Below are 25,493 nucleotides of genomic sequence, written 5' to 3'. Positions count from 1 at the left end.
TCGTAATTCAACAAAGTTAAATGATTGTAAATATGTTATAATACTAGTGTAATTTTTATTTTATAAATAAATACATTTATAACGAATTTATATATATGTGACTTTATAATGGGGAGTGACATCATGGAATATCTTTTAAGCGAAAAACTATTCAATCAACTATTTATTGGAGAAGATTTCGTCTATTTAATGAAAAGAGTTGGAGACGATTATCAATATATTCGCTTAAATCAAGCTGCCCAAGCACTGTTATCCAATAACGCCATTGGAAAAATGCTATCTGCTGTTACTTCTAGTCGGAATTTTGTCATTATTCAAGAAAATTATCATCGAGCAATCGCCCAACATCAGCAGGTCGATTATGTCGATTATGCCTATGTTGAATCAGAAGTGCGAAAATATGAGACATCTGTCCGCCCGATTAAAGACGGAAATGAATACTATATTTTAGCTATTACAAAAGAAATCTTATATGACAGAAGTGTTGAAGATAAGTTTTTATTTATGCGGTCTATTTTTGACCACGCTTTTTTTTCAACCGTTATTTTATCTGCTGAAGGTACTATATTTGAAGTAAATACAAGCTTCATGGAAGATTTTGATTTGGATAACGATATGGTGAAACATCAGCCATTTATCGATTTGCCCATCATTCCAAAAGAGGAAATAGAAAAAATACAAAACTATTTACAAAGAGCAGCAATGGGCGAAAATATTGCAGAGAAGCTTATTAAATTACATACGTTGGATAAACAGGAGCGCATGTATTTAGTATCAATGTCACCAGTAATGCAAGGAGACAATTCCTTTGCTATTTTCTTAATCATGCAAGATTTTACGCAATTTACAGAACAACAGGCCGCATTGCGTTCAACATCTCATGGCCTTGAAGTGTACAAGGCAGCTTTAAATTCTGCCACTTCCATCGCTATTTTAGATATCGAAGGGAAAATCGTGGAAGTAAATGATTTATTTTTAAATGCTTCGGGATTTACAGCCAGTGAATTACTAGGCCATCCTTATGACCTTATTGAACCCCGTAATAATAAAAAAAGCGTGTTTCAAGCAATCAATGAAACCCTGGCATTAGGAGAGGTGTGGCGAGGTGAGCTGTGCTACCGCACAAAATATCATGCAGACTATTGGGTAGAGGCTGCTATTGTGCCCTTGAAAAATGAATTTGGCCAAGTGGAGCAATATTTATCCATTAACTATGATATTACGGACAAGAAAAGAATGTTAACGGAATTAAAAAATATTGAACGGACATTCCGATTGATTACTGAAAATACAAATGATTTAATTGTCATCTTAAATGAAGATGGCATCATTATTTATGCCTCACCGTCTTACAGAATGTATTTAGGTTACGCAATTGTTGAATTACAAGGTCAGTTTTACAGTGATATTATTGATGAACCAAGTAAACCAGCGTGGCAAGAGTTTCTAAATGATTTTACAGAGAAGACTGATACACAGTTTGAGCTATTGCTTCAAGCGAAAGATGGTACACCTGTTTGGACAGAAGGAAATGTAACGGTCGTTCATGATACAGAACGCGAAACGATTTCACAAATTATTATGGTTTCACGTGAAATTACCCATCGTAAAGAACGAGAAAATGATTTACTTTATCTTGCTTATCATGATAGTTTAACGCAGCTACCGAATCGAAGGTATCTAACAAAGGAATTTCCCAAAATACTGATGGACGCACATGCAAAAAACGCATGTATTGCCATGTTATATATTGATGGAGATGACTTTAAAGATGTAAATGATCAATTCGGACATGATATGGGGGATGATTTTATCCGCAAATTTGGTAATGTGTTAATAACATCTGTCCGTAGTCACGATCTTGTTATTCGAATGGGTGGGGACGAATTTATCATTATTTTAACAGGTTTAACGCGTAAACCTGAAGCAAGGCAAGGTCAAATGATGCATATCATTAACCGTATTCGCAATGAATTAAAAAAAGGTTGGACAATCGAAAATCATTTCTTTGCACCTACTGCATCTATAGGAATTGCCTATTATCCAGACCATGCAACTACATTAGAGGAGCTAATGGATTTAGCAGACCAAGCATTATATAAAGCAAAGGAAAGTGGGAAAAATAATTTATTTATAACTGGCCCACTTTAAAATAAGTCTGTACAAACGAGTATTTACTTGTGGTACAGGCTTTTTAAATGATGTTATGCTAGAAAAGAAGTTATTAGATTGAAATAGAAGGTGATTAGATGCCTAAAAAAATACTATTGGTAGAAGATGAAAAACATATTGCTCGTTTTGTTGAACTGGAGTTACAGCATGAAAGCTATGATGTGACCGTAGCCTTTGATGGGCGGGAAGGGCTTGCACTTGCCACAACAGAAAACTATGATGTTCTATTATTAGATGTCATGCTGCCGGGTATTAATGGAATTGAGATTTGTCGCCGCGTTCGTACGCAGTCTCAAGTACCTATTATTTTACTTACTGCCAGAGATGCAGTGATGGATCGAGTTGCAGGTTTAGACGCAGGAGCCGATGATTACATCGTGAAGCCTTTTGCCATTGAAGAATTACTGGCACGTATACGTACCATTTTACGCCGTGTGGAGCCTAATGAAAAAATGGTGGGTCATACATTACGTTTTCGAGATATTGAAATCGATATTGATGCATATGAGGTATTGGTGCAAGGTCAAAGACTGGATCTTACAAAAACCGAATATGATTTGTTGAAGTTATTAATAGAACATAAAAACCGCGTATGTACAAGAGAGCTTATATTAACTTCCGTCTGGGGTTATGATGCAGATATTGAGACTAATGTTGTGGATGTATACATCCGTCATCTAAGGACAAAACTACCTGGTGATTTAAATGCCTATATCGAAACCGTACGTGGGGTAGGATACGTGATGCGTGAATGAACAAAATAAATGCCTATTTCAGCAATCTTTCTTTGCAAAGAAAGTGGATGTTGACATCGAGTGCGGTCATTTTTATTAGCTACGCTATAATTTGTATCGTCGTCTATGTTTCACTGCATACTTGGCTACTAAATGATGAAGTTAGTAAAGTGAAACGAACAAGAGATGATGTCGCTTCATTTTTAGAATCACAAGGGCCCAATATATCTATCCAACAAATCCAGCAAAATACAGGATTGTTAAAATCGATTGTTGATCGCGAGCAAACTGTTAGATTATATAATAATGATGGTATTGAGATTTTGCGAATTAATAATGCTTCCCAAGCTGCACCTCTTTCTCAGATGCAGAAAATTGTGCAAATGACCATTGATAAAAAAGAGGCATATGTCGTAAACGAGCCAATAAAGCTCGGTTTTTTTCAAGTATATATTCAAGTGATTCATCCGTTAACACGTTTTGAATCCTTAATGCGTTATTTGTTGACCGCCATGCTTATTGCAGGAGTCGGTGCATTGTTCCTTTCAGGTTCCATTGGGTATTATTTAGCGAATTATTTAACGAAGCCACTTCATGCATTGCGTGCATCAATGAAAACGGTCATGGACCAAGGTTTTAATGAACCAATACAGCTATCCTACTCATCACAAGATGAAATTGGTGACTTATTGAAAATGTACAATGCAATGATGAATGAGCTACAAATATCATTTGCTCAACAGCAGCAATTTGTTGCCGATGCTTCTCACGAACTGCGGACACCTATTCAAGCAATTGAAGGCCATCTCTCACTACTGAAGCGGTGGGGTAAGGATGATCCAGTGATTCTAGAAGAATCGATAGATACATCATTAACGGAAATTACTAGGATGCGAAAAATGATTGAAGAGTTGCTTGAACTCGCACGACGTGAAGAGAAAGATGACACGAGTGAAGCAAATCCGGTAGCAGTCATTGAAGGTGTCATAAGTGAAATGGCGAAATTGTACCCGAATGCAACTATTACGCTGTCGAAAAATGGTGAAATAGGGGCGGTCTTTATAACACCTAATGCTCTTGCTCAAGTAATTCGCAATATAGTAGAAAATGCCATTCGTTATTGTGAAAAAGTTCCAGAAGTAAATATTTCCCTTTTAATGAAGGATGAAAAAGTGGAATTTCAAATAACAGATAATGGGATTGGAATAGCTGAAAAAAACCTTCCCTATATTTTTGATCGTTTTTACCGTGTAGATGAAGCGAGAAATCGTCAAATTGGCGGTACGGGCTTAGGGCTAAGTATTTCTAAAATGTTACTTGAAAAATATAATGCTTCAATAGAAGTCAAGAGTGAAGTAAATGTTGGAACCGTTTTCTTGCTGAAGATACCGCTAAAATATTAAGAAAAATACACGCTTTATTTAAGAATTTTAGCCTTCGAGAAAAAAATTGCTTAATTTGCTAAAAAGAGTTGTATTTTCTGTGAAGAGTAGTAAGATTGAGATGGAAAAAACGTTCTTTAAATTATGGATAAGTTGTGTCAAACATCCTTTTAATGAGCGGGAAAATATTATATAATTAATTGTAATTTAATTAATGGAACTGCCGATAGGCAAAATTTGGAGGTCATTTTTCATGTCGAACAACGTTACAACTGTAAGTTCTCCATGGTCAGCTTTCTCTGGTCCTAACTTAGGATATGTGATGGAGCAATACGACTTATTCTTACAGTCTCCTGAAGAAGTAGAACCGGAGTTAGTATCATTATTCCAACAATTTGGTGCACCAGTCGTAGTAGAAGGTGATGTAGCTGTAGTAAGTGGTTCAGCAGCTCCTGCTGGCGATTATAAAAAGGTATTGGCAGCTGTTAAATTAGCTGATGCAATTCGTTCACAAGGACATTTAGCAGCAGATATTTATCCTTTAAAAAATCGTGCACTTCAAACAGCGCAAATTGAAGAAAGTGCGTTCAACTTAAGTCCTGCGGATTTAGCAGAAATTCCTGCTGCTATCTTCTTCAAAGATGTGCCAGCGGGCGTGAAAAATGGTAAGGATGCAATTGATTATTTAAAATCTGTTTATACAGATAAAATAGCTTTTGAATATGGGCATGTTGTCGTAACTGAAGAACGTGATTGGATTCAAACTCAAATTGAATCTGGTTCTTTAAAACAAGCACTATCTTCAGATGAGAAAAAAGCGTTATTAGACCGTTTAACACGTGTTGAAAACTTTGAGAAATTTATTCACAAAACATTTGTTGGTCAAAAACGTTTCTCAGGTGAAGGTTTAGATACTCAAATCGTCCTTTTTGATGAAATTTTAAAAACAGTAGAAGCGAACAAAGTAGAAAATGTTCGTATTGGTATGGCACACCGTGGTCGTCTAAATGTGCTAACACATATTTTAAATAAGCCATATGACATGATGTTCTCTGACTTTGCACATGTTTCAAACGACTTATTTATGCCAGATCACGGTCGACTTGAAATTACAAAAGGTTGGACTGGTGATGTGAAATACCACATGGGTGCTTCCTATACACGTGAATCAGGTATGAATGTCAAACTAGCGTATAACCCTTCACACTTAGAAGTTGGAAACCCGGTAGTATTAGGTTCTACTCGTGCAGCACAAGATGATACATCTAAGCCAGGGCAAGCTGTGCATAATCCAGCAAAAGGACTAGGTATCCTTGTGCATGGTGACGCTGCATTCCCAGGTCAAGGGATTGTAACAGAAGTGTTAAACTATTCTAAAACTGAAGGTTTCTCAACTGGTGGTACAATTCATATCATTGCGAACAATATGATTGGTTTCACTACGGAACTACAAGACTCACGTTCATCTGTTTATTCTTCTGACCCAGCAAAAGGTTACGAAGTACCAGTTGTACATGTTAATGCAGATAGCCCAGAAGCTGTAGCACAAGTAGGTCGTTTTGCAGCTCACTATCGTCAAAAATTCGGTAAAGATATTATTGTTGACTTAATTGGTTACCGTCGACATGGTCACAATGAAACAGATGACCCAACTGTAACAAATCCAGAAACATATAAACTTGTTGCAAAACATGATACAATTCGTACATTGTATGGTGCGCAATTAGTGTCAGAAGGTCTAGTTACTGCTGATGAAGTAGCAGCACTTGATTCAGCAATCTATGCTGAAATGCAAGTGGCTTACGATCACGTAAAAGAAATGGCAGCTAAAGATGAACATAAACAGATAGAGATGCCAGAAGAATTAAAAATTGAATTCCCACAAATTGATACAGCAGTAGGTGCTGAACGTTTACAAACAATAAACGAAGAACTTTTAGTGTTTGAACAAAACTTCGAGCCACAAAAGAAATTAGGTAAAATTTTAGAAAAACGTCGCGATGCATTTACTTCTGCTAAAATTGACTGGGGTCATGCTGAAACATTAGCATATGCAACAATTATTCAAGATGGCACACCTGTTCGTTTTACTGGTCAAGATGCGCAACGTGGTACATTCTCACAACGTCATTTAGTGTTACATGACAAAAATAACGGCAATGTATTTACACCACTTCACCATATTTCAGGTGCAAATGCTTCATTTACAGTTCACAACTCTCCATTAACTGAAGCTGGAGTTGTAGGCTTTGAATACGGTTACAATCTAGAAAAAGGCAATGTTTTATCTGTTTGGGAAGCACAATTTGGTGACTTTGCAAACATGGCACAGGTGATGTTTGATAACTTCATTTCAGGTGCACGTTCTAAATGGGGTCAAAAATCAGGCTTTGTCATCCTTTTACCACATGGTTATGAAGGTCAAGGTCCTGAACACTCTTCAAGTCGTATGGAACGTTATTTACAAATGTCAGCAGAAAATAACTGGTTTGTTGCGAACTGCTCGAATGCAGGTAACTACTACCACTTATTACGCCGTCAAGCAGCAATGTTAGAAACAGAGGGTGTACGCCCACTAGTTGTTGTATCACCAAAATCTTTACTTCGTCATCCATTAGCTGCAGCAAGTGCTGAGCAATTAGCAGATGGTTCATTCCAAGAAGTAATTGAGCAACCAGGATTAGGTACAAAAACGGAATCTGTTGAGCGTATTGTATTAGGTACTGGTAAAGTAATGATCGACTTAGCAGACCGCGTAAAAGATGGAGAAGGATTCGATCACTTACACATTGTGCGTGTAGAACAACTTTACCCATTCCCAACAGCGCAAGTAGCTGATATTATTGCTAAGTATCCAAATGTAAAAGAAATTGCATGGGTGCAAGAAGAACCTAAAAACCAAGGTGCTTGGAATTACGCATTAGAAACATTATATGAGCTATCTGAAGGTAAAAAGCTTCGTTATGTAGGTCGTCCTGCAATGAGCTCAACTTCAGAAGGCGATGCAGATTCTCATAAAGCAGCTCAGTCTGCTGTCATTGAAGAAGCAGTGGCTGAAACGGTTAAAGTTAAATAAACATATCAACATTACTGGAAGCTGGGCTACTTGCCTAAGGCGGTAGCCCTTTTATGTGCATTATGCACGTTAATCAAAGGAGGAAATGAAAGTGGCTGAAATTAAAGTCCCTGAATTAGCAGAATCGATTACAGAAGGTAGTATTGCACAGTGGGTTAAAAAAGTGGGCGACCGCGTGGAAAAAGGTGAATTTATCGTTGAACTTGAAACAGATAAAGTAAACGCTGAAATCATCTCTGAAGAAGCTGGCGTACTAACACAAATTTTAGCTGAAGAAGGCGATACTGTTCTTGTAGGTCAAGTAATCGCAGTTGTAGAAGCTGGCGAAGGTGCAGCACCAGCACCAGCTGCAGCACCAGTAGCAGCAGCTCCAACACCAGCAGCGCCACAAGCAGCAGCTCCAACACCAGCACCAGTTGTAGAAGAAACTTCAGGTGAGCGTGTCATTGCGTCTCCTGCAGCACGTAAACTTGCTCGTGAAAAAGGTATTGACCTTGCAGCTGTATCTCCAGTTGATCCACAAGGCCGTGTACGTGTTCAAGACGTTGCAGCTCATGGTACAGCACCAGTAGCAGCTCCACAAGCAGCTCCAGCAGCACCAAAAGCAGTAGTAGCTGTTGACGAATCTCGTGTAACAATTGAAAAAATGAGCCGTCGTCGTCAAACAATTGCTAAACGTCTATTAGAAGTGAAGCAATCAACTGCTATGCTTACAACATTCAATGAAGTAGATATGACAAACGTAATGGCATTACGTTCACGTAAAAAAGAACAATTCTTTGAGTCAACTGGCTCTAAGCTTGGTTTCATGTCATTCTTCACAAAAGCAGTAGTGGCTGCACTTAAAAAATACCCATATGTGAATGCTCAAATCGTTGGCGATGAAATTCACTTAAATAACTTCTTTGATATTGGTGTAGCTGTATCAACTGAAGAAGGTTTAGTAGTACCAGTTGTTCGCGATGCTGACCGTAAAAACTTTGCTGAAATTGAAGATTCAATTGCAGATTTAGCTAAAAAAGCTCGCGATAAAAAATTAGGTATCGCTGATCTTCAAGGTGGTTCATTCACGATTACAAATGGTGGTGTATTCGGTTCATTAATGTCAACACCTATTATGAACGGTACTCAAGCTGCTATTTTAGGTATGCACTCAATTAAAAAACGTCCAGTAGAAGTGAACGGTGAAGTAGAAATTCGTCCTATGATGTACTTAGCACTATCTTATGACCACCGCATTATCGATGGTAAAGATTCTGTAGGCTTCCTTAAAACAGTTAAAGAATTACTTGAAAATCCAGAAGATTTATTATTAAATTCTTAATACAGAAAAATATGTGTTCAAGCCCTGCAAATTTAACGGTTTGCAGGGCTTTTTGTTGTCCATATATAGAGAGGAATTCGCTTCTGAAGGAATAGACGAAATTTCGCCTTATACAATTGGTCTAAAGGCCTTTAAATATAGAAAAATACTGAATCTTTTGTATTGTCGGTAGTGTTGAACATGATAATATTTTATGAAAAAATATTAAATAATAATTACAATACTTCTACTTTCTTAGATGTAATTTATGGATTATAGAAGGATAATAACCTAATTTTGTCATTAGTCAGAAAAATGATAAAACTATCTTGACGAATAGACTAGCTTTATAGTAATATCTAAATATCAATTAAATAAACAAACCTCACTTTTGTTTTTGTGAGGTAGAGGCGCGGTATTTATTAGTCCATTGCTGAGTTAAAGCAAGCGAAGACGTAATGGAGAAGGAAATATCGCCGAAGTATAAAAGGAGCTCGTACTTTTATGCTGGGTCTGCAGTGAATAAGTGCAGGACTGTCCTAGTAAATCTAATTCCAGTTTACTAGGTTGTGCTATCTCAGAATGATGGAAATTATAGTGAGGATTTGGGCAACTGTCAATAAAAGGTAAGACCTAAGTTCAAAACTTAGGTCTTTTTTTGTACAGTTGCTTTATTTTTTTTACAGAAAAGGGGAGTTTTAGATGAAAAGAAAATGGTTGCTATTTATGTTAACGGCAATGACAGCGATTTTGTTAGCAGCTTGTGGTGCTGGAGACAAATCGGAAGACAAAGCATCAGGTGATGCGGCGAAAGAAGAAACAGGTGGTGAATTCCGCATAGGTATGGAAGCAGGTTATCCTCCATTTAACTGGACACAGCAAGATGATTCAAATGGTGCAGTAAAAATTGCTGATAATGCAGAATATGCAGGCGGCTATGATGTACAAATGGCGAAAAAGATTGCTGAAGGTTTAGGAAAAGAATTAGTTATTGTCAAAATGGAATGGGATGGTTTAGTTCCAGCACTACAATCCAAAAAAATTGATGCGATTGTAGCGGGAATGTCTCCAACCGAAGAACGTAAACAAACAATTGATTTTACAGAAAACTACTATACTTCTGATTTCGTAATGGTTATTAAAAAAGGTAGTAAATATGAAGATGCAAAATCTATTCAAGATTTCTCAGGTGCAAAAGTTACTTCACAGTTAAATACGTCTAATTACAATGTAATTGATCAAATTAAGGGCGTAGAAAAACAAACAGCAATGGAGAACTTCTCTGCAATGCGTGTCGCTTTAGAAGCTGGCAAAATTGATGGTTATGTAGCAGAGCGTCCAGAAGGTATTTCCGCTGCAGCAGCGAATGACAAATTTACATTTGTATCATTCGAAGAAGGCTTTGATACAGATATTTCAAATACTTCAATTGCAGTTGGTTTACGTAAAGGTGATGCAAGTCTAGATAAAATCAATGAAATCCTAAAAGGTATTTCAGAAGATGATCGCCAAAAAATTATGGAAGAAGCAATTCTTCAACAACCTGCAGCACAGTAATTTAGTTGGGGTTGCGCCAAAATGGAAAATAGTATACTGGAAGTACTTCTAGTATGCTATTTTTTGATATAAATGTATGAATCTTTTGAAATAAAAAGGATTTTTACTAAGCGGGGCAGCCTCAATCATTTTCGTTTAGATAGAAGGGTGGCACCTTCTAATAAATGTTCATGTCTATGGTGTGTATCACATAATTTGAATAAAGCAATATCATTCAAATGAAGAGATGATTTCGCTAAGGCATATTTGATATCAAGCAACAACGCGTTGTTAGGAGGAACATCATGAGTTTAGATTGGATCATTTCTATTATAGAAAACAACTGGCAAATGTTTTTACGAGGTGCGTATTATACATTACTTATTTCAATTATCAGTACAGTCATTGGTGCATTTATCGGATTTTTTATTGGGATTATGCATACCATTCCAGTACGTAAAAAGGGTATAAAATATTATGTATTAAAATGTTTTAATTTTATACTGACATGCTATGTAGAATTTTTCCGTGGTACACCAATGATTGTACAAGCAATGGTAGTATTTTACGGACTAGATATTGCTTTTGGGATTGATATGCACTTTATTACGGCAGGTATTTTAGTCGTTTCGCTTAATACAGGTGCTTATATGGCAGAAATTGTTCGCGGAGGGATTGTTTCCATTGATAAAGGACAGTACGAAGCTGCTTCTGCCATTGGGATGGGACATGTGCAAATAATGATGTATGTCGTATTACCACAAGTTGCGCGTAATATTTTACCTGCAACAGGCAACCAATTAATTATGAATATTAAAGATACGGCCGTTTTAAGTGTGATTGGCGTAACGGAACTATTTTTCCAAACGAAATCAATATCAGGTAATAACTTCCGCTATTTCGAATCATTCTTTGTTGCATGTGTGCTGTACTTTATCATGACATTTACGGCATCAAGAATTTTATTATACGTTGAAAAACGCCTTGATGGACCGGATGCTTATCAAAAAGAATTAAAGGAAATTGACTAAGGGGGACGAACAAATGGCAATCATTCAAATAGAGCATTTAAGTAAATCATTTGGACGTAACCAAGTGTTGAAAGATGTGAATTTTAAAGTAGAAAAAGGAGAGGTTGTATGTTTAATCGGTTCATCAGGTTCCGGTAAATCAACACTCTTACGTTGCATTAATTTACTTGAAACGCCAAACGGTGGCGAAATTATTTATAAAGGGGAAAATATTTTAGACGAAAAGCATAATATTAAAGCTTATCGTACCCATTTAGGCATGGTTTTCCAACAGTTTAATTTATTTAACAATCATAATGTGTTAAAAAATTGTACAGTAGGGCAAGTAAAGGTGTTAAAACGTTCAAAAGAAGAAGCAGAGAAAACAGCTTTGAAGTATCTTAAAATCGTCGGTATGGATCAATACGTCAATGCTAAGCCGCGTCAACTATCTGGTGGTCAAAAGCAGCGTGTAGCGATTGCGCGGGCATTATCGATGAATCCAGATGTGATGCTATTTGATGAACCGACATCTGCGCTAGATCCAGAAATGGTAGGGGAAGTCTTAAAAGTTATGCGAGAGTTAGCGGATTCTGGAAATACGATGTTAATCGTAACACATGAAATGGAGTTTGCGAAGGAAGTTGCAGATCGTGTTGTATTTATGGATAAAGGGGTAATTGTGGAAGAGGGACCACCATCGAAGGTGCTAGTAAACCCAGAACATGAACGTACAAAAGAGTTTTTAAAACGAACGCTGAAGTAAGTTTAGCATTCGTTTATCTTCAGCATCAATGGATTTCAGCCCGTACTGGCACTTGATAGAATGCTTCAGTCACGTCTGTAATAGGAAAGCACTCCGTACCGGAAATCTACTTGTAAATGTAATAGCACTAGGCAAGCCCCACCATGAAAAGTCGTGGTAGGGCTTGCGAGTGTTAGAAAAGTATCTTTAAAGAAAAAACAAGTTTCTACAGTTTGAAAAGCCCATAACAAATGGACTCATTTATTTTCTAGAATTCCATTCTGCATATAAAATAAAGCAGATGGCAAATGCAACAGCGATGATAAAAAACCATTGCGGAACACCACCAAAACTCATAACAACACCTCTAGTATCATTTTATTAGGGTAAATGTGTAAATAAAACGTCATTAAGTACAAAATATAGACTTCTATAGTTTTTTCTCCACAAAAGAGCTAAAATCGTATAAAATAAACAATAGACGTTAGCTAAGTGCTAGTAAAGAGAGGTAGAGAAATTATGTTACATTTAAAATGGAAAGATGCGCCAACACTTCGTACAGTTACTTGCAAACATACGAATGCATCAAAATATTTAGTTTCCAACGTATTAACAGTAGGGAAAGAGTATGAAGTGAAAAATGAAACAGAAGAGTTCATTTTCATTATTGACAATACTGGTAATATCGGTGGTTACTACAAAGAGTATTTCGCATAAAATGAGTAGGGGTGTCACAGAAAACTTCTGAGACACCCCTTTATATATTTAGCGACCCAGCAGATTATTCCTTCGTTGTTTTTTTCATCCCTGCAACATCTAGTTGTAAATGTTGTCTATCCTGTTCTGTAGCAGTATGCAAAGCAAAAACATCTTGAATGGCCGTTTTAAGCTCCTGCTGTGTTTCTTTAAATTTCATTACTTGCTGTTCAAAAGTAGGGCTAGTAAAGCGCTCGTTTGTTCGTGCTAGTCTTTCTTCCAATTGATTGTAATGATGATCCATATTCATGGATAACATCATAGCCAATTGATTTTTCCAAAGAGGAATAAGTGTCACAATTGAAAACTCTATTTTCTCAGCAAGCGTTTGATTAGCTTGTTGAATCATCCGTATTTGAGGGGCAGTTTGTAATGCAACCTGCTGGGACACTTGTAAATCATAAATACGTTGGTCGAGTCTTTCCAGTTGTGCAGTGAAATCATTGAGCTGCTGAACGGCTAGCGGTTGTTTCGTTGTTTGTACAATATCGACTTTTGTAGGTAACTCTACTTCAATGGCTTGCTGTTTTTTCAACAGCCCAGCTGCAATGGCAGTTGCAAGCTCTTCAAAAAATCCTCTATTGTGTGCATATAGCTGTTCTAACATTTCTACGTCTTTTAACAATTGTAGTTGAGCACGTTCGAGTTGAACACCAATTCGTTCGACTTGAATACTAATGCGTTCAAATTCCGTTAATGTTTGTTTGACGCTTGGACTCGTTTTACCGAACATTTTTTTGAAGAAGGATGGTTTTTTTGGCTCTAGTGCCGCAGGGTCTACACGATCTAATGTTTGCATTAAGGAATCTAGCATTTGCCCAATTTTTGTGACATCTTTATCCTTCACTTGGGCGAGCATACGATCTGCAAAATGAGAGACTGCACGTTGAGAGTCTTGGCCTAATGATAATACGGTTTCAAAACTACTTAGGTCAATTTGACTTGCATATAAAAGTGCACGACTTTGGGCAAGAGGTGACAATGTCTCATAGGTCTCCATCGCTTCTTGATTTGACGATGCTAAATAGCTTTGTACAAGAGGTGAGATTCCTTGCAATGAATCTAAATGGACGAAAGCATCTCTGTTAGCTGTCATTTTTCCTCGCCTCGCCATTCCAATTGTTCTTTCCGTTTTAAATTGGAACGGTTTGCGAATTCAATTTCCATTTGAAGATGATCGATATCATTAGAGAGTGCATCCTTTAAGTCAATTTGAAACGTGGAATTTAAATCCGCTAATGTTTCACGCGTTTTTGATAATGTAATTTGGATTTCTTTATCTTTGACAGGCTGTTTTGACAACATAGTATACTTTTCAGTCAATTCAACAGCAGAAGGAAGATGCGCATAGAAAAATGGCTCCACATTGTAAAACTTTCTTGGATCAGTTTTGACAATTTTGATAATGTTTTTTGAAATACGTGTCATTTCGAGTAATTGCTTAAAGGCTGACACGGAACGTACGCGTAAATAGTTTTGGCTTAATGTTTGAATATGTTTGTTAGCTGTCGATAGCTGTAAATCAATATGTTTATACTCATCCTTTGTAATTCCTGCTATGTGCATAACTTTTCTTTTTTGACTGAGTTTTAGCAATGTTGTGCTCGTTGCATAGGTTCCAGCGAACAAACAACCACCAAGGAAGAATCCTGGATTTGCCGCAAACGCTGTAATAGAAACAGTTGATAGAGAAATTAAAAGGCTAGCGGTATGTCTTGAGAAAAACTGTCCGATACTGAGCATCGTTTCTTCCTCCTTGCTTTTCAATATGTCTATCTTTTAATACGTTAAAATCGACATAAAGTTTCAATAATTATCTTAAGACTTACATAAATTTTACTGCTAATTGCTAAGTTTCTCAATAAATACACTTGTCTAATGGATAGAATTCACATTTTGGTAGGCGTGTATTCTTTATAGTATGTTCGTTTTATAGAAGACCATTAGCAAAAGTCTGTTAATGAGTAGAAAAAAGAAGTCAGACTTAAACAATGTCCGACTCCATACGTACATAACCTTTTAAATCGTCGAAAAGTTCTAAAGTAAAAGAATTAGAATCTGCTTGTAAGCTAACGCCCTTTTGAACAAATAGAAGAAATTCATCTATTGCTTTTTTTGAACCTTCTACCTCTACTTCTATTTGCTCTTGAGCATTTAACTTGCAGTAACCTTTCAAGCCTAGTTCTATCGCTTTTTGTTTGATAAAAAAGCGATATCCTGTTCCATAAACATCTCCAAAAAATTTAATCAGCGCTCTCTTGTTCACGCTAAAACCTCCCAAAAGTAGAGGAGGGTAGTCCCTCCTACTTACTGCATAACACGTTCTTTTTCCAAGTATGCAATTAAATTATTAATATAGAATAGAACACGCTTCGATGCTTCGTCTACCTCTTTTAAATGTCCATCAGCCTTTTGAATATTGCCTTCTTGATATGCTTCCGCAGCCAACTTAGCCGATTTATGCACTTGTAAGTGGTATTCGTCTAATTCACGAAAATCTTGTAAATGACCAAAACGTTCCACTGTCCGAGGAGCACTATACCATTTACCGAGTCGGCATTCAGTATGTGAAGACACGTCGCTTGGTTGCACTTCTTCTAAACCGAGGAACATATTATAAATACGCCATTTCCATAAAATATGGTCTGCTTTTGAAAGTTGTAATAAAGCAATGGAAGATAACTGGACATTATTATTCGCGATAATATCATTACGGAAGCGATTAATTTCTTGCCCGAGTAAGTGAATATCGCTGGATGTATTATAACTATAATCACGAATATCATCTTGATGGCCGGAAATTTCAATCATTCGTGCTGATACTTCGTCAATGGCAGCAGCTTGCTCCTGCGAAATGGCAGCCGTATTTGTCACATCGAGATTAATTCCTTCAATTGCAGCGACAATAGCATTTAGCAATGGTAATGATTGTTTTGCCTCAATCGTTGCTTCTTTAATAATCGTTGTTGTTTCTGTTATGGAATGCGAAACATCATTGGAGTAACTTTTCAGATGGTGAACATTTGTCGATACTTCACTAAGAGCGGAAACCGTTCCTTCTGCTAACTTGCGGACTTCTTGCGCTACAACAGCAAAACCTTTGCCATGTTCACCAGCACGAGCAGCTTCAATTGAGGCATTCAGTGCAAGTAAGTTTGTTTGATCGGCAATTTGATTTATTAAAGTCACAACGTGTTCGATATCATTGACGCGTTTTTGTAACTCAGTAAACGAATCAACGATGGTAGTAAACGTTTCTTCCGTTTTAAAAATTTCTGATAAAGCATGCTCAATGGCATTCTTACCTTTCACAGCATGATCAACTGATTCCGTTGTTTTCTCGGAAATATGCGAGGACATACGAGCAACTTCATTAATCGATGCGGCAATTTCCTCCGTTGCGGCAGTAGATGATTGTATTTCTTCATTTTGTTTATCTAAACTAAATACTAAATCTTTCATGTACATAATTTTTGCATTTACATCCATGAGTGAAGAAATTTCAGCGACAACGTTCTCGATAATACGCTCTGTTAATACTTCCACAAGTAGTTCCTGGTCAACATTGACAGCTGATTGGAAAGATTTCATATACTCAAAAGCTTTGTATGGTTTTAAACCAAAGTTATGTAAAATGTAAGTCGTAATATAAAAAGCAAATTGGTTAAATACTACAATTAACTTACCAGGTTCATATTGGTTTTTTCGAAACAGATTAAAAAACTTTACCGTTTCATCCACATATTCATCATCACGAGTGGCCAAGAAAAATTGCGTTAAATAGCGACTAATATTTTCTTCACTGATCGTTTGTTGAGAGGAGGGAGAGATTTCATTTAAATAATTTTTAAATATTGCATTCATAGAAGGCGTAATATCCTTCAGTTTATAAAAAAGAGCCTTTAAATTTTCTTCATCTTGTTTATTAAAATGATTAAATGCCAATGTCTTGTTGAAACGGCCTGTTGCACTTAAGTTGGTCCCTCGCTTTAGCAATTGTTCTAGCTCGGCCTTAGGTCGAATACTTGAAAACATAAAAAAATACCTCCCAAATTAAATAATGAATAATAAGGTAATAATAGCATATTGCAGGGTGTTTTAATAGACATTTCAGAAGTGTTTGCTAAAATTAGAATATCTTATAACAGCAAGGAATGTGGCAAATATGTATACAATACTTTACATGAAAGCTGACTATGAGCCTTGGTGGAAATTTGAAGGCTGGGAAGCTTTTATTCAAACGCAAGAAACGTTTGATACAAAAGAACAATTTGAGCAGGCATTACAACGGAAATTAGCGCATTTCCGATCCGTATATGAACATGAAGCGACTAAAGAGGGGGGTTTTTGGGCTTTTTGGTCTGAAGATGAAAGTTTTTACTGCGAAGCCTGTGATGATGATGCCCAAGTATACCATGGCATAATGGCTTTTGAAGGGAATTGTTAAATAAATTTTCAAATTAATTAAAAAAACAATTTTCTTTATTTGACAAAATTATGAATGATGGTATACTTAACTTAACAATTTAATTGCTTCACCGGAAACATGGATTCACATATTACAAAAAGTGATCGCGTTAGTTCGGTACTCTTTGTAATATGTGAATTTTTTTAATTCGTTGAAGAAATTACATATTGTTCACTTTTATTTTTTTGGAGGTTTTTTTAAATGAAACAAGGTACAGTAAAATGGTTTAACTCAGAAAAAGGTTTTGGATTCATCGAAGTTGAAGGCGAAAACGACGTATTCGTACACTTCTCAGCTATCCAAGGCGAAGGTTTCAAAACACTTGACGAAGGTCAAAAAGTGGAATTCGAAGTTGTAGATGGCAACCGCGGACCACAAGCTGCTAACGTAACTAAACTTTAATTCTCAGTAATTAAAATTACTTTCGTTAAAAAAAGGCACCCTATTTTTATAGGGTGCTTTTTTTGTATACTTTTGTGCTAGTTCGACAATAGTAAGGGCAGGTAGACTCGTTTTCAATAGCTCATTTTTAATTATTTATAGAATTATTTTTCGTTTTAGGGTAATAGGGAATTAAAGAGTAGAAGGAGGTAGCTCAAAATGGATAACAACGGAAACAAACAGAATAAGCAGGAACATCATGATTTTTATCAAAAATTGCGGAGGAAATTTGTACAATTTTTCACTTCAAAAACAGGGAAGAACCATCGATATGCTGATTATTTATTGTTTGTACCTGATATATTTCATTTACTAATTAAAATCGTGACAGATCCTGCTATTGACTCTAAAAGTAAAACATTAATTGGGGCGACCATTACGTATTTTATTTTCCCAATGGATGTTTTACCAGAAGGTATATTTGGTTTTGGAGGTTTTCTGGATGACTTGATGTTAGCGACGTATGTCCTTAATATGACGATTAATAAATTGGGCCCTGAAGTGATTGAAAAACATTGGACTGGTGATGAAAAATTACTTGGGGTTTTACAAAAACTAACAGAAACAAGCGAGGAACTTTTAAGTAAAATGCCTGCAAAATCAATTGTTACAAACTATCTGCACAAAAACAATAAATAATAATATTATGTTAACTTAAATTATTCCGAATTAAAATCCCCCATTCTTTTAGAAAGGGGGGGATTGTTCGCTTTGTTCACTGTACCTTCTCCATGTACTGTAAACTATAATGTAACCTTCACTTCAGTACCATCATTTGCTTTGACATCCACTAGTACGATTCCTTTATAATTTTTTAGCTCCCGAACAATAGGTTTGAGTACTTCTCTATCTATTGGTGGAAAAGTAAAGTCTATTTTTTTCTTTCGAAGTGATCTTTTGTCCATTTGTTTGCCATTAGCTGCATAAACTTTGAAGTTAAAATGGAAATAGCGATATTGACAAATGCATATGGAATAGGAAAGGTGAAGCGCACACCTTTTGCTTTTACTTTGACATACATCATAAGCGTTTCACTATTCAATAATAACTGAAACGGTATCCCCGTCTGCAGATTTAATATCAACAATTTGGCCATCTAATTCGTTTTCGATTGCTTCTAAGATAAGGTTGATATCTATATCTTTAACATATTTTTCTGATTGAGGTATGCTTGCAGCAATGCTGTGACCTGCCATTAATATTACTTTTACAAGTTTTATAGGCAAATTAACTGTAACATTATCATTTTCGGCAGAAATCACACGAATTTTTAATGTTTTATCTAAATAGGTAGTTGGTTTTTCTAACGATATATTTCCCGTTTCTTCTTTATCCTTTAATGCTTGAATTAGTTCAGATCCTTTGTCTGCATCAATTTTTCCTTCTTGAATCATGGTTAACACTCTTGAAATTTCTTCTTTCATCATTGATTCCCCCTTATTCTTCTTTTAAAAGTTTAATGGCTTCTTCAGCTGTGATTTCGCCATTTTCCAACATAGTGACAACTTTTTTTTCGTCGATTTCATTTTTCTTTTTTGGCTCATATCCAAGGGATGAAATAATGTCTGTTAACTTGCCTCTTACCGTTGGATAGGAAATACCCAATTCTTTTTCAACTTCTTTAATATTTCCTCTGCATGTCAAAAATACTTCCACAAAATGCAGCTGATCCTTTGATAAGGAAGCCAGCTTTGATAATTCAAATTCATTTTCAATCGTAGTGTGACAATGAGAGCATTTTAGCCTGGTTATTTTTAATGTTTTACTACAGACCGGACAATTTGTAATTACTTTATAAGCCATAGTGTGACATCCTTTCTATTTGTTGATTAAATTATATAATAAAAAATCAATAAAATAAACATTAAAATTAAATAAATTAATTTTATTAATAAAAAACTTTAATAAATTAATCATTAATATTGAATTGTAGTTTGATTTTCGATTTATAAGAGCAATAGGAGGAGTGACTTATCACTACTATATGAGTGGTTTTTGAAATTGGAATATATTATTGAGAAGAAGGGAAGTACAATTATGTCTAACTGAAAGTATATCTTGTAGTGAAGCGTGTATAATCATGGTGAAATGTCAGGAAAGATGTAAAATGAGAAGCCCCGCCGCTATCTATAGAAGATAGAAGGAGGGGCTTTCATTAATCATAGAAGTACATCAGTTGCTAAGTTAATTATGACGCATTAATAGTTTGCTCGATTTGTTCTTGTAAAACATGGACAGGTATAAACAATCCTACTCGTCCATAAGGCTCCTTTTTCATGGTGGCGAACACAATACCAATAACATCACCGTCTGTATTAAGAACAGGGCTCCCACTATTGCCTTTGTATACAGGTGCTTGCATCATCATAACGGGCACCTGCCAATCATCAAGATAAATTTCATTTAGTAATGTTCCTTTATTTGCAATACCTGTGAAAGCCAGTGGATTACCAATGAAATAAACTGCCTCATCCTCTTGATAACTAGGGCGATTGGCAAGCGTTAACGACGGTAGGTTGGTACCAGTAACTTGCAAAAGAGCTAAATCGACTTCAGGAAAACTTTGTACTAATTGTGCTTCCATAAGCCCTTGTTCTGGAAAGACAACAGACAATGTAAGCGCATTTTCCACCACATGGGCATTTGTTACTACTAAGCCATCTGGAGAAATGACAAAGCCTGTCCCTTTACTAGAGCCAGTAGAGACTTCAACAATCGCTTTTTTATACGTTTGAATATCTTCTTGCTTCGATAATTGACTAGAGACCTTGAGAAATTCAATAGCTGGTATCGAGTAAATTTGGAAAATTAGCGCAAATGTATTCATAAATAAGACGAACGCCATGCACCATATCATCCATTTAATAATAGGCTTCTGCTTCTTCGGCTTGCTTCCTTGCAGGCGTCTTTCTTGTTCTTCAGCTAAAGCCTTTTGTTGCTCTGCCAGAACAAGTTCAATCAATTCCTCTTCTGTTAACTCTTCTTCAGTAGTGTGCTTATGTATGTCGCTCATGTAAGCTACCTCCTTACTTAAAGAAAAAGGCGCCAGAGAGACGCCAATGTAGACAATTTATTCGATTTTTTGAAGCGTTGAAGTGACCGTAAATACTTCTTCCTTATTTGTTTTCATTTCGTCTTTAGTATGGATAAGCCCCACACCTTTGGCAAAATATTTTGTCGTCGTCATGTTGTCCTTTGTTTTACTAAGCTCAATTACATTGTGGAAAGTAGCGAAGCTCGTTGTGATAGCGGCGGTAGTCGATAGAATTACCCAACCATCAAAGCGATGCCCAACTTGCAGCGGTTGTTGTAAAATTGTTTCAATAACCGGAAAGGTTGCTATTTCTTGAGCTGTTGGCACTGTAGGAGCTTCATCGACCGCTTCCATATAAACAAGTTCTATTGCGGCATTCGTAATACGATAAACTTTTAATAAAATGACACCGCCATTATTTTCGATTTGTGCAATTGACGTTTTATCGATATAGCTTGTCTGAAGTGTGTAACTAGCAAATTCGTTGCCTTCACCTTGAAAATAAGCTGTTGATCCATCTGGAGGGAAATAGTCAGTTATCAGTCCTGCATCTAGCTGTTTTGCATTTTGCTCATCTGTTTGGGTCTTGTCATGATTCGTTGCAAGGCTAGTTTGTTCCTGACGCTCAGTTTTTGAATTGTTTGTACAGCCAACAAGAATGAGTGCTAGACATAAGAATATGATTTGTCTCATATCCAACTCCTTTTGCCATTTTTCTTTAAGTATACGTGAAGTGACGACTAGATACGAATATTAAGAGAACCAGCTCTCTAAAAATGTAATGCGTTTTTGCGTTGCATCCACTTTGACACGTAAACCAAGTGGCATTGCGTGCAATGGGTGTGTATGACAACAATCCACCTCCGCCAAGATTGGGATGGCTAACCCGTCCAGCTGTTCTAACAAAACATCGTATGGTTTTCGTCCTGTTCCTTCATCATCGTATTGCTCATGTTTACCTAAAATAATCGCTGAAATTTTGTCGAAGAAGCCATGTAATTTTAGCATGGCGAAGTTTTTCTCCACTACAGCAATCGTTTTGGATGTATCTTCTAACAGTAAAACATCGCCTTCTTTTATTTTTGGGAAGAAGGGGGTTCCTATAAAACCATACATTGTATTGATATTACCACCGATTAAACGACCTTCCGCACTTCCTTGTTGTACGGTAATCCATGCATTATCATGTTGTGTTTTTTCTACAGTTTTTTCAAGCCAATTAATGCGGTCGTCCGTCCATATAGGGGGAGTGGGCATTTCATAAGGAATTGGCACGGCTTGCATAAACAAATTTTTAAAATATTGTTCTGTGTAGTTGACGAATGGTGGGAATTCACCGAATGTGGATGCAACAGAAGGTCCGTAAAACACAGGAATACCAGTCTTTGCATAGATGGCAAGTAGGATTGCTGTTACATCCGACAAGCCCACAAGTATTTTAGGCGTTTGTTGTAACGCTGCATAATCTATATAAGGCAACATACTATTTGCATTTGTGCCTCCCATCGTAGGCAATATCATTTTCACCGTAGGATCCAGTAGTAAATCATTGAGCTCTTGTGCACGCTCCTTTGGCGTACCAGAACGGTATGTATCACTCTTGCCAGTTAATAGACCTTCCTTGATGGTAAAGCCGAGTGCCTGTAATCTTGCCTTACCTCGTTCATAACGTGCTTTAGCAAGTACTGAAGCTGGTTTGGAAGGCGAATAAATACCAATAGTATCGCCTTGTTTTAATGGGGAGAACATAAAATACCTCTTTCCAATTGTTTAAGTTGTAGCCCATTATACATGATTTTACAACTATATGGGTGAACTCTGCTACTTTATGAAATAGATGCTACTATCAACAGTAATTTAGAACATTTGTAGCAAAGTTGATATTGTTATGTATGTTAACCATATTCTAGAAACTTGCGATACCGTTTAGAATTGACTATGATAATGTCAGAGTCAAAAAATGGGGGGCGATTCGATGTATCGACAAGTAGAAGATTTTCTAAACGACTGGTCAATTGCAGCGGAAGGAACGGTTCAAGTACTAAAAGCAATGACGGATGATACGTTAGACCAATGTATTGTTGAAGGACATAATTCATTAGCTTGGTTAGGCTGGCATTTAGTTGGTGCAGCAGGCTATTTTAGTTATTTAGCAGGTTTAACGGTGCCAATGATTCGTCAAGAAGATCAAGTTCCAACTACAGCAGCTGAAATTGTAGCGACCTATGAAAAGTTAGCCAACAGTATTAAAGAGGAAGCGGCAAAGCTTTCAAATGAGGGGTTACTAGAAGAAGTGAACAGTTTTAAAGGACCGATTTCTAGAGGCGCATTATTACGCGCAATGATTGATCATCAAACACATCATCGTGGACAAATGACTGTACTATTACGACAAGCTGGTTTACCTGTACCAGGTGTATTAGGACCAACGAAAGAAATGCAATAATCCAATTAGACGGCAAATACATGCAGTATTTGTCGTTTTTTAATTTCCAAAATAAAAACTCCCCCAAGTAAGTGGGGGAGTATCATACTATGAAACGTTTTTTGAGAGAAAGGTTTAGTTTAAACCTTGGCTGTCTTTCCACTCTAAAAACTCATCATAAGTTAACTGTTTGTCTAAAATCGTACCATCTTCACGGATTTCAATGACACGGTTAGCAATTGTTTGGATGAACTGATGGTCATGAGATGTGAAAATCATGGCACCTTTAAAGCGGATTAAACCTTCATTTAGCGCTTGAATTGACTCAAGGTCAAGGTGGTTCGTTGGTTCATCAAGTAAAATAACATTAGCAGTTGCTAACATCATTTTAGACAACATACAACGCACTTTTTCTCCCCCTGATAAGACAGAAGGGGATTTTTTTACTTCTTCACCAGAGAATAGCATGCGACCTAAGAAACCGCGTAGGAAGCTTTCTGTTTCATCATCAGGTGAATATTGACGAAGCCATTCTACTAATGATTTTTCAGAGCCTTCAAAGTATTTATCATGATCGTTTTCGAAGTAGCTTTGAGATGTTGTGACACCCCATTTAAATGTACCTGCATCTGCTTCTTTTTCTTCCATTAGGATATCAAGAAGCGCTGTTTTTGCCATCGGGCTACCAAGTAATACGATTTTATCTTCTTTATTCATCGAGAAGCGAATGTCTTTAAATAACGTTTGACCTTCTTGACTCGCTGTCAAACCATCCACTGTTAAGACATCATTACCGATTTCACGGCCGATTTGGAAGTTGATAAATGGATATTTTCGGCTAGAAGGTCTAATATCATCAAGCTCGATTTTATCCAGCATTTTTTTACGAGATGTTGCTTGTTTTGATTTAGACGCATTGGCAGAGAAACGCGCGATAAACGCTTGTAATTCTTTAATTTTTTCTTCTTTTTTCGCATTTTGGTCTTGTGCCATTTTTTGCGCTAATTGAGAAGATTCATACCAGAAGTCGTAGTTACCCACATATAATTGGATTTTAGAGAAATCCAAATCCGCGATATGCGTACATACTTTGTTTAAGAAGTGACGGTCATGGGAAACGACGATTACTGTATTTTCAAAGTTAATTAAGAATTCTTCTAACCATTGAATCGCTTTTAAGTCAAGGTGGTTGGTAGGCTCATCCAGTAATAGAACATCTGGTTGGCCGAATAAAGCTTGTGCTAATAACACTTTCACTTTGTCAGAACCTTCAAGGTCACCCATTAACATATAATGAAGGTCATCTGAGATGCCTAAACCGTTTAATAATGTTGCTGCTTCCGATTCAGCTTCCCAACCGTTTAGCTCTGCAAATTCACCTTCTAATTCAGCAGCACGCATGCCATCTTCATCAGAGAAATCTTCTTTTGCATAAATTGCATCTTTTTCATTTTTTACATCATATAGGCGTTTGTTACCCATAATGACAGTATCAAGTACTGTATGCTCGTCGTATTCGAAGTGGTTTTGTTTAAGGACAGATAAGCGTTCGTCCTTACCCATTGAAACATTTCCTTCTTGTGCTTCAATTTCACCAGAAAGAATTTTTAGGAATGTTGATTTTCCTGCACCATTTGCCCCAATTAAACCGTAGCAATTCCCCGGTGTGAATTTTATATTTACGTCTTCAAATAGTTTACGATCGCCATAGCGAAGACCTACATTACTTACTTGAATCATGCAAGTTCCTCCTTTTTTCACAATGGCTCTAGTATAGCATGAAATATGTTCCATAGTCTATAAACATTATTAAATCAAGGTTTATCATCATTTAAAAGAAAAAAGAAGGAGAGTAACGGTATGTTAACTAAAAAGGAAATTGAATTGTTAGAGTATATGGACTATCAAGTCCTGAATAATGGAAGGCTGGCTTGGTAATCGAGCGTATGACAAAATGTAGAGTTCCTTGAAATATTACATAAGAGAAATTCTGAATTAGATCAGAAAATGGCAGCTATATTTGTCAAAGCTAAGATATCAGGCTTAGGGTATTACCAACATCAAAATTCTACATTTATTCCCGAAATAAAAGAATTATATAACGAATATGAAAAGGCCATTGAAGAACGCAATAACCAGTATCAGCAGGCCACTAAAGACTTTATGAATAGCTATGGTTTAGAAGATCATCGTACTAAAATTACGAATGACATTGTAAAGGAATTAAGAAAATTTGAACAACAGGAGCAACAGAAAAAATAAATCTTGCTATTTCAAATATTAACCTGAATTATTCACCAAAATCTAATACTTTAGGAATTTCATGAGATTTATAATGCTCAAGTACATTTGTACCGAGAAAATAGTCTAGTTATTGAAGATTGAAAATGAATCTTGAGGGAAAACCAATT

24 protein-coding genes, 1 pseudogene and 1 riboswitch are annotated in these 25,493 nt (G+C 36.4%); of the genes and pseudogenes, 14 read left to right on the top strand and 11 right to left on the bottom strand.

The genetic code is table 11. The features are described from left to right. The first annotated feature begins 123 nt into the window (after nt 1-123). The 9 genes from C9J37_RS15665 to C9J37_RS15625 all read left to right on the top strand — a co-directional run bounded on the left by C9J37_RS15665 (nt 124) and on the right by C9J37_RS15625 (nt 12,675). Nucleotides 124-2,151, top strand: a complete 2,028-nt coding sequence (locus C9J37_RS15665; RefSeq protein ID WP_107896078.1) for a diguanylate cyclase domain-containing protein — start codon at nt 124-126, stop codon at nt 2,149-2,151. Between the two features lie 98 nt (nt 2,152-2,249). Then, complete coding sequence (locus C9J37_RS15660; RefSeq protein ID WP_024361633.1) at nt 2,250-2,927, top strand: response regulator transcription factor; 678 nt, start codon at nt 2,250-2,252, stop codon at nt 2,925-2,927. Beyond that, nucleotides 2,924-4,309 (top strand): sensor histidine kinase, encoded by a 1,386-nt coding sequence (locus C9J37_RS15655; protein ID WP_107896077.1) that lies wholly within the window; start codon nt 2,924-2,926, stop codon nt 4,307-4,309. Before C9J37_RS15660 ends, C9J37_RS15655 begins: the two co-directional genes overlap by 4 nt. A gap of 232 nt (nt 4,310-4,541) precedes the next feature. Next, complete coding sequence (locus tag C9J37_RS15650; protein ID WP_107896076.1) at nt 4,542-7,364, top strand: 2-oxoglutarate dehydrogenase E1 component; 2,823 nt, start codon at nt 4,542-4,544, stop codon at nt 7,362-7,364. A gap of 91 nt (nt 7,365-7,455) precedes the next feature. Further along, a complete protein-coding gene (gene odhB / locus C9J37_RS15645; protein WP_107896075.1) occupies nt 7,456-8,688 on the top strand; it encodes a 2-oxoglutarate dehydrogenase complex dihydrolipoyllysine-residue succinyltransferase in 1,233 nt (410 codons plus the stop codon). Nucleotides 8,689-9,064: 376 nt separating this feature from the next. After that, a riboswitch (Lysine riboswitch) is annotated at nt 9,065-9,250 on the top strand. Nucleotides 9,251-9,369: 119 nt separating this feature from the next. Then, nucleotides 9,370-10,224, top strand: coding sequence for a transporter substrate-binding domain-containing protein (locus C9J37_RS15640; RefSeq protein ID WP_107896074.1), 855 nt, complete (start codon nt 9,370-9,372; stop codon nt 10,222-10,224). 284 nt (nt 10,225-10,508) lie between these two features. Continuing rightward, on the top strand, nt 10,509-11,234 hold the full coding sequence (locus C9J37_RS15635; RefSeq protein ID WP_069512545.1) for an amino acid ABC transporter permease: 726 nt from the start codon (nt 10,509-10,511) through the stop codon (nt 11,232-11,234). Between the two features lie 13 nt (nt 11,235-11,247). Next, complete coding sequence (locus C9J37_RS15630) at nt 11,248-11,979, top strand: amino acid ABC transporter ATP-binding protein (protein WP_069512546.1); 732 nt, start codon at nt 11,248-11,250, stop codon at nt 11,977-11,979. A gap of 498 nt (nt 11,980-12,477) precedes the next feature. Further along, on the top strand, nt 12,478-12,675 hold the full coding sequence (locus C9J37_RS15625) for a DUF6501 family protein (RefSeq protein ID WP_025219552.1): 198 nt from the start codon (nt 12,478-12,480) through the stop codon (nt 12,673-12,675). A 64-nt stretch (nt 12,676-12,739) separates the two neighbouring features. On the opposite strand, the gene C9J37_RS15620 is transcribed toward C9J37_RS15625, so the two are convergent. From C9J37_RS15620 to C9J37_RS15605, 4 genes are all read right to left on the bottom strand, one after another. Continuing rightward, nucleotides 12,740-13,810 (bottom strand): toxic anion resistance protein, encoded by a 1,071-nt coding sequence (locus C9J37_RS15620; protein WP_107896073.1) that lies wholly within the window; start codon nt 13,808-13,810, stop codon nt 12,740-12,742. Continuing rightward, nucleotides 13,807-14,457, bottom strand: coding sequence for a 5-bromo-4-chloroindolyl phosphate hydrolysis family protein (locus C9J37_RS15615; RefSeq protein WP_107896072.1), 651 nt, complete (start codon nt 14,455-14,457; stop codon nt 13,807-13,809). The genes C9J37_RS15620 and C9J37_RS15615 overlap by 4 nt, the downstream gene beginning before the upstream one ends. 241 nt (nt 14,458-14,698) lie before the next feature. Next, complete coding sequence (locus C9J37_RS15610; RefSeq protein WP_069512549.1) at nt 14,699-14,980, bottom strand: acylphosphatase; 282 nt, start codon at nt 14,978-14,980, stop codon at nt 14,699-14,701. 41 nt (nt 14,981-15,021) lie between these two features. After that, nucleotides 15,022-16,749, bottom strand: a complete 1,728-nt coding sequence (locus C9J37_RS15605) for a globin-coupled sensor protein (protein ID WP_107896071.1) — start codon at nt 16,747-16,749, stop codon at nt 15,022-15,024. Between the two features lie 130 nt (nt 16,750-16,879). Between C9J37_RS15605 and C9J37_RS15600 the strand changes: the two genes are divergently transcribed. From C9J37_RS15600 to C9J37_RS15590, 3 genes are all read left to right on the top strand, one after another. After that, on the top strand, nt 16,880-17,161 hold the full coding sequence (locus C9J37_RS15600; RefSeq protein WP_107896070.1) for a DUF1033 family protein: 282 nt from the start codon (nt 16,880-16,882) through the stop codon (nt 17,159-17,161). 222 nt (nt 17,162-17,383) lie between these two features. Beyond that, the gene (locus C9J37_RS15595; protein ID WP_004230088.1) at nt 17,384-17,584 is read left to right on the top strand and encodes a cold-shock protein; all 201 of its coding nucleotides are present in this window, start codon (nt 17,384-17,386) and stop codon (nt 17,582-17,584) included. Nucleotides 17,585-17,782: 198 nt separating this feature from the next. After that, nucleotides 17,783-18,262, top strand: coding sequence for a YkvA family protein (locus C9J37_RS15590; protein WP_107896069.1), 480 nt, complete (start codon nt 17,783-17,785; stop codon nt 18,260-18,262). A 104-nt stretch (nt 18,263-18,366) separates the two neighbouring features. Here C9J37_RS15590 and C9J37_RS15585 read toward each other — a convergent pair. From C9J37_RS15585 to C9J37_RS15560, 6 genes and pseudogenes are all read right to left on the bottom strand, one after another. Beyond that, nucleotides 18,367-18,647 (bottom strand): annotated as a pseudogene (locus C9J37_RS15585) (hypothetical protein). Between the two features lie 10 nt (nt 18,648-18,657). Continuing rightward, nucleotides 18,658-19,047, bottom strand: coding sequence for an SHOCT-like domain-containing protein (locus C9J37_RS15580; RefSeq protein ID WP_024361648.1), 390 nt, complete (start codon nt 19,045-19,047; stop codon nt 18,658-18,660). 13 nt (nt 19,048-19,060) lie between these two features. Beyond that, nucleotides 19,061-19,426, bottom strand: a complete 366-nt coding sequence (locus C9J37_RS15575) for a DUF2089 domain-containing protein (protein WP_024361649.1) — start codon at nt 19,424-19,426, stop codon at nt 19,061-19,063. Between the two features lie 385 nt (nt 19,427-19,811). Next, entirely contained in the window at nt 19,812-20,636 is an 825-nt protein-coding gene (locus tag C9J37_RS15570) for a S1C family serine protease (protein WP_107896068.1), read from the bottom strand. A gap of 57 nt (nt 20,637-20,693) precedes the next feature. After that, nucleotides 20,694-21,350: a hypothetical protein gene (locus tag C9J37_RS15565; RefSeq protein WP_107896067.1), complete on the bottom strand. Its 657-nt coding sequence runs from the start codon at nt 21,348-21,350 to the stop codon at nt 20,694-20,696. Between the two features lie 60 nt (nt 21,351-21,410). Next, nucleotides 21,411-22,406 carry a S66 family peptidase gene (locus C9J37_RS15560; protein WP_107896066.1) on the bottom strand — a complete coding sequence of 332 codons (996 nt, stop codon included), beginning with the start codon at nt 22,404-22,406 and terminating at the stop codon, nt 21,411-21,413. A 226-nt stretch (nt 22,407-22,632) separates the two neighbouring features. Here C9J37_RS15560 and C9J37_RS15555 point away from each other — a divergent pair, with 226 nt between their 5' ends. Beyond that, nucleotides 22,633-23,103 carry a DinB family protein gene (locus tag C9J37_RS15555; protein ID WP_107896065.1) on the top strand — a complete coding sequence of 157 codons (471 nt, stop codon included), beginning with the start codon at nt 22,633-22,635 and terminating at the stop codon, nt 23,101-23,103. A gap of 114 nt (nt 23,104-23,217) precedes the next feature. Here the strand turns inward: C9J37_RS15555 and C9J37_RS15550 are convergent, their stop codons facing one another. Beyond that, a complete protein-coding gene (locus C9J37_RS15550; RefSeq protein WP_107896064.1) occupies nt 23,218-24,822 on the bottom strand; it encodes an ABC-F family ATP-binding cassette domain-containing protein in 1,605 nt (534 codons plus the stop codon). Nucleotides 24,823-25,089: 267 nt separating this feature from the next. Here C9J37_RS15550 and C9J37_RS29005 point away from each other — a divergent pair, with 267 nt between their 5' ends. Continuing rightward, complete coding sequence (locus tag C9J37_RS29005; protein WP_235617136.1) at nt 25,090-25,344, top strand: hypothetical protein; 255 nt, start codon at nt 25,090-25,092, stop codon at nt 25,342-25,344. Nucleotides 25,345-25,493 lie beyond the last annotated feature (149 nt).

The sequence above is a fragment of the Lysinibacillus mangiferihumi genome (assembly GCF_003049665.1).
GTDB lineage: Bacteria > Bacillota > Bacilli > Bacillales_A > Planococcaceae > Lysinibacillus > Lysinibacillus mangiferihumi.
This window is presented reverse-complemented; position numbering and strand designations above follow the sequence as displayed.

Bases quoted from the DNA above. Each gene is read 5' to 3' on its own strand.
- C9J37_RS15665 (WP_107896078.1), top strand. From the start codon at position 124: ATGGAATATCTTTTAAGCGAAAAACTATTCAATCAACTATTTATTGGA.
- C9J37_RS15660 (WP_024361633.1), top strand. From the start codon at position 2,250: ATGCCTAAAAAAATACTATTGGTAGAAGATGAAAAACATATTGCTCGT.
- C9J37_RS15655 (WP_107896077.1), top strand. From the start codon at position 2,924: ATGAACAAAATAAATGCCTATTTCAGCAATCTTTCTTTGCAAAGAAAG.
- C9J37_RS15650 (WP_107896076.1), top strand. From the start codon at position 4,542: ATGTCGAACAACGTTACAACTGTAAGTTCTCCATGGTCAGCTTTCTCT.
- C9J37_RS15640 (WP_107896074.1), top strand. From the start codon at position 9,370: ATGAAAAGAAAATGGTTGCTATTTATGTTAACGGCAATGACAGCGATT.
- C9J37_RS15635 (WP_069512545.1), top strand. From the start codon at position 10,509: ATGAGTTTAGATTGGATCATTTCTATTATAGAAAACAACTGGCAAATG.
- C9J37_RS15630 (WP_069512546.1), top strand. From the start codon at position 11,248: ATGGCAATCATTCAAATAGAGCATTTAAGTAAATCATTTGGACGTAAC.
- C9J37_RS15625 (WP_025219552.1), top strand. From the start codon at position 12,478: ATGTTACATTTAAAATGGAAAGATGCGCCAACACTTCGTACAGTTACT.
- C9J37_RS15620 (WP_107896073.1), bottom strand. From the start codon at position 13,810: ATGACAGCTAACAGAGATGCTTTCGTCCATTTAGATTCATTGCAAGGA.
- C9J37_RS15615 (WP_107896072.1), bottom strand. From the start codon at position 14,457: ATGCTCAGTATCGGACAGTTTTTCTCAAGACATACCGCTAGCCTTTTA.
- C9J37_RS15605 (WP_107896071.1), bottom strand. From the start codon at position 16,749: ATGTTTTCAAGTATTCGACCTAAGGCCGAGCTAGAACAATTGCTAAAG.
- C9J37_RS15600 (WP_107896070.1), top strand. From the start codon at position 16,880: ATGTATACAATACTTTACATGAAAGCTGACTATGAGCCTTGGTGGAAA.
- C9J37_RS15595 (WP_004230088.1), top strand. From the start codon at position 17,384: ATGAAACAAGGTACAGTAAAATGGTTTAACTCAGAAAAAGGTTTTGGA.
- C9J37_RS15590 (WP_107896069.1), top strand. From the start codon at position 17,783: ATGGATAACAACGGAAACAAACAGAATAAGCAGGAACATCATGATTTT.
- C9J37_RS15580 (WP_024361648.1), bottom strand. From the start codon at position 19,047: ATGAAAGAAGAAATTTCAAGAGTGTTAACCATGATTCAAGAAGGAAAA.
- C9J37_RS15575 (WP_024361649.1), bottom strand. From the start codon at position 19,426: ATGGCTTATAAAGTAATTACAAATTGTCCGGTCTGTAGTAAAACATTA.
- C9J37_RS15570 (WP_107896068.1), bottom strand. From the start codon at position 20,636: ATGAGCGACATACATAAGCACACTACTGAAGAAGAGTTAACAGAAGAG.
- C9J37_RS15565 (WP_107896067.1), bottom strand. From the start codon at position 21,350: ATGAGACAAATCATATTCTTATGTCTAGCACTCATTCTTGTTGGCTGT.
- C9J37_RS15560 (WP_107896066.1), bottom strand. From the start codon at position 22,406: ATGTTCTCCCCATTAAAACAAGGCGATACTATTGGTATTTATTCGCCT.
- C9J37_RS15555 (WP_107896065.1), top strand. From the start codon at position 22,633: ATGTATCGACAAGTAGAAGATTTTCTAAACGACTGGTCAATTGCAGCG.
- C9J37_RS15550 (WP_107896064.1), bottom strand. From the start codon at position 24,822: ATGATTCAAGTAAGTAATGTAGGTCTTCGCTATGGCGATCGTAAACTA.
- C9J37_RS29005 (WP_235617136.1), top strand. From the start codon at position 25,090: ATGGCAGCTATATTTGTCAAAGCTAAGATATCAGGCTTAGGGTATTAC.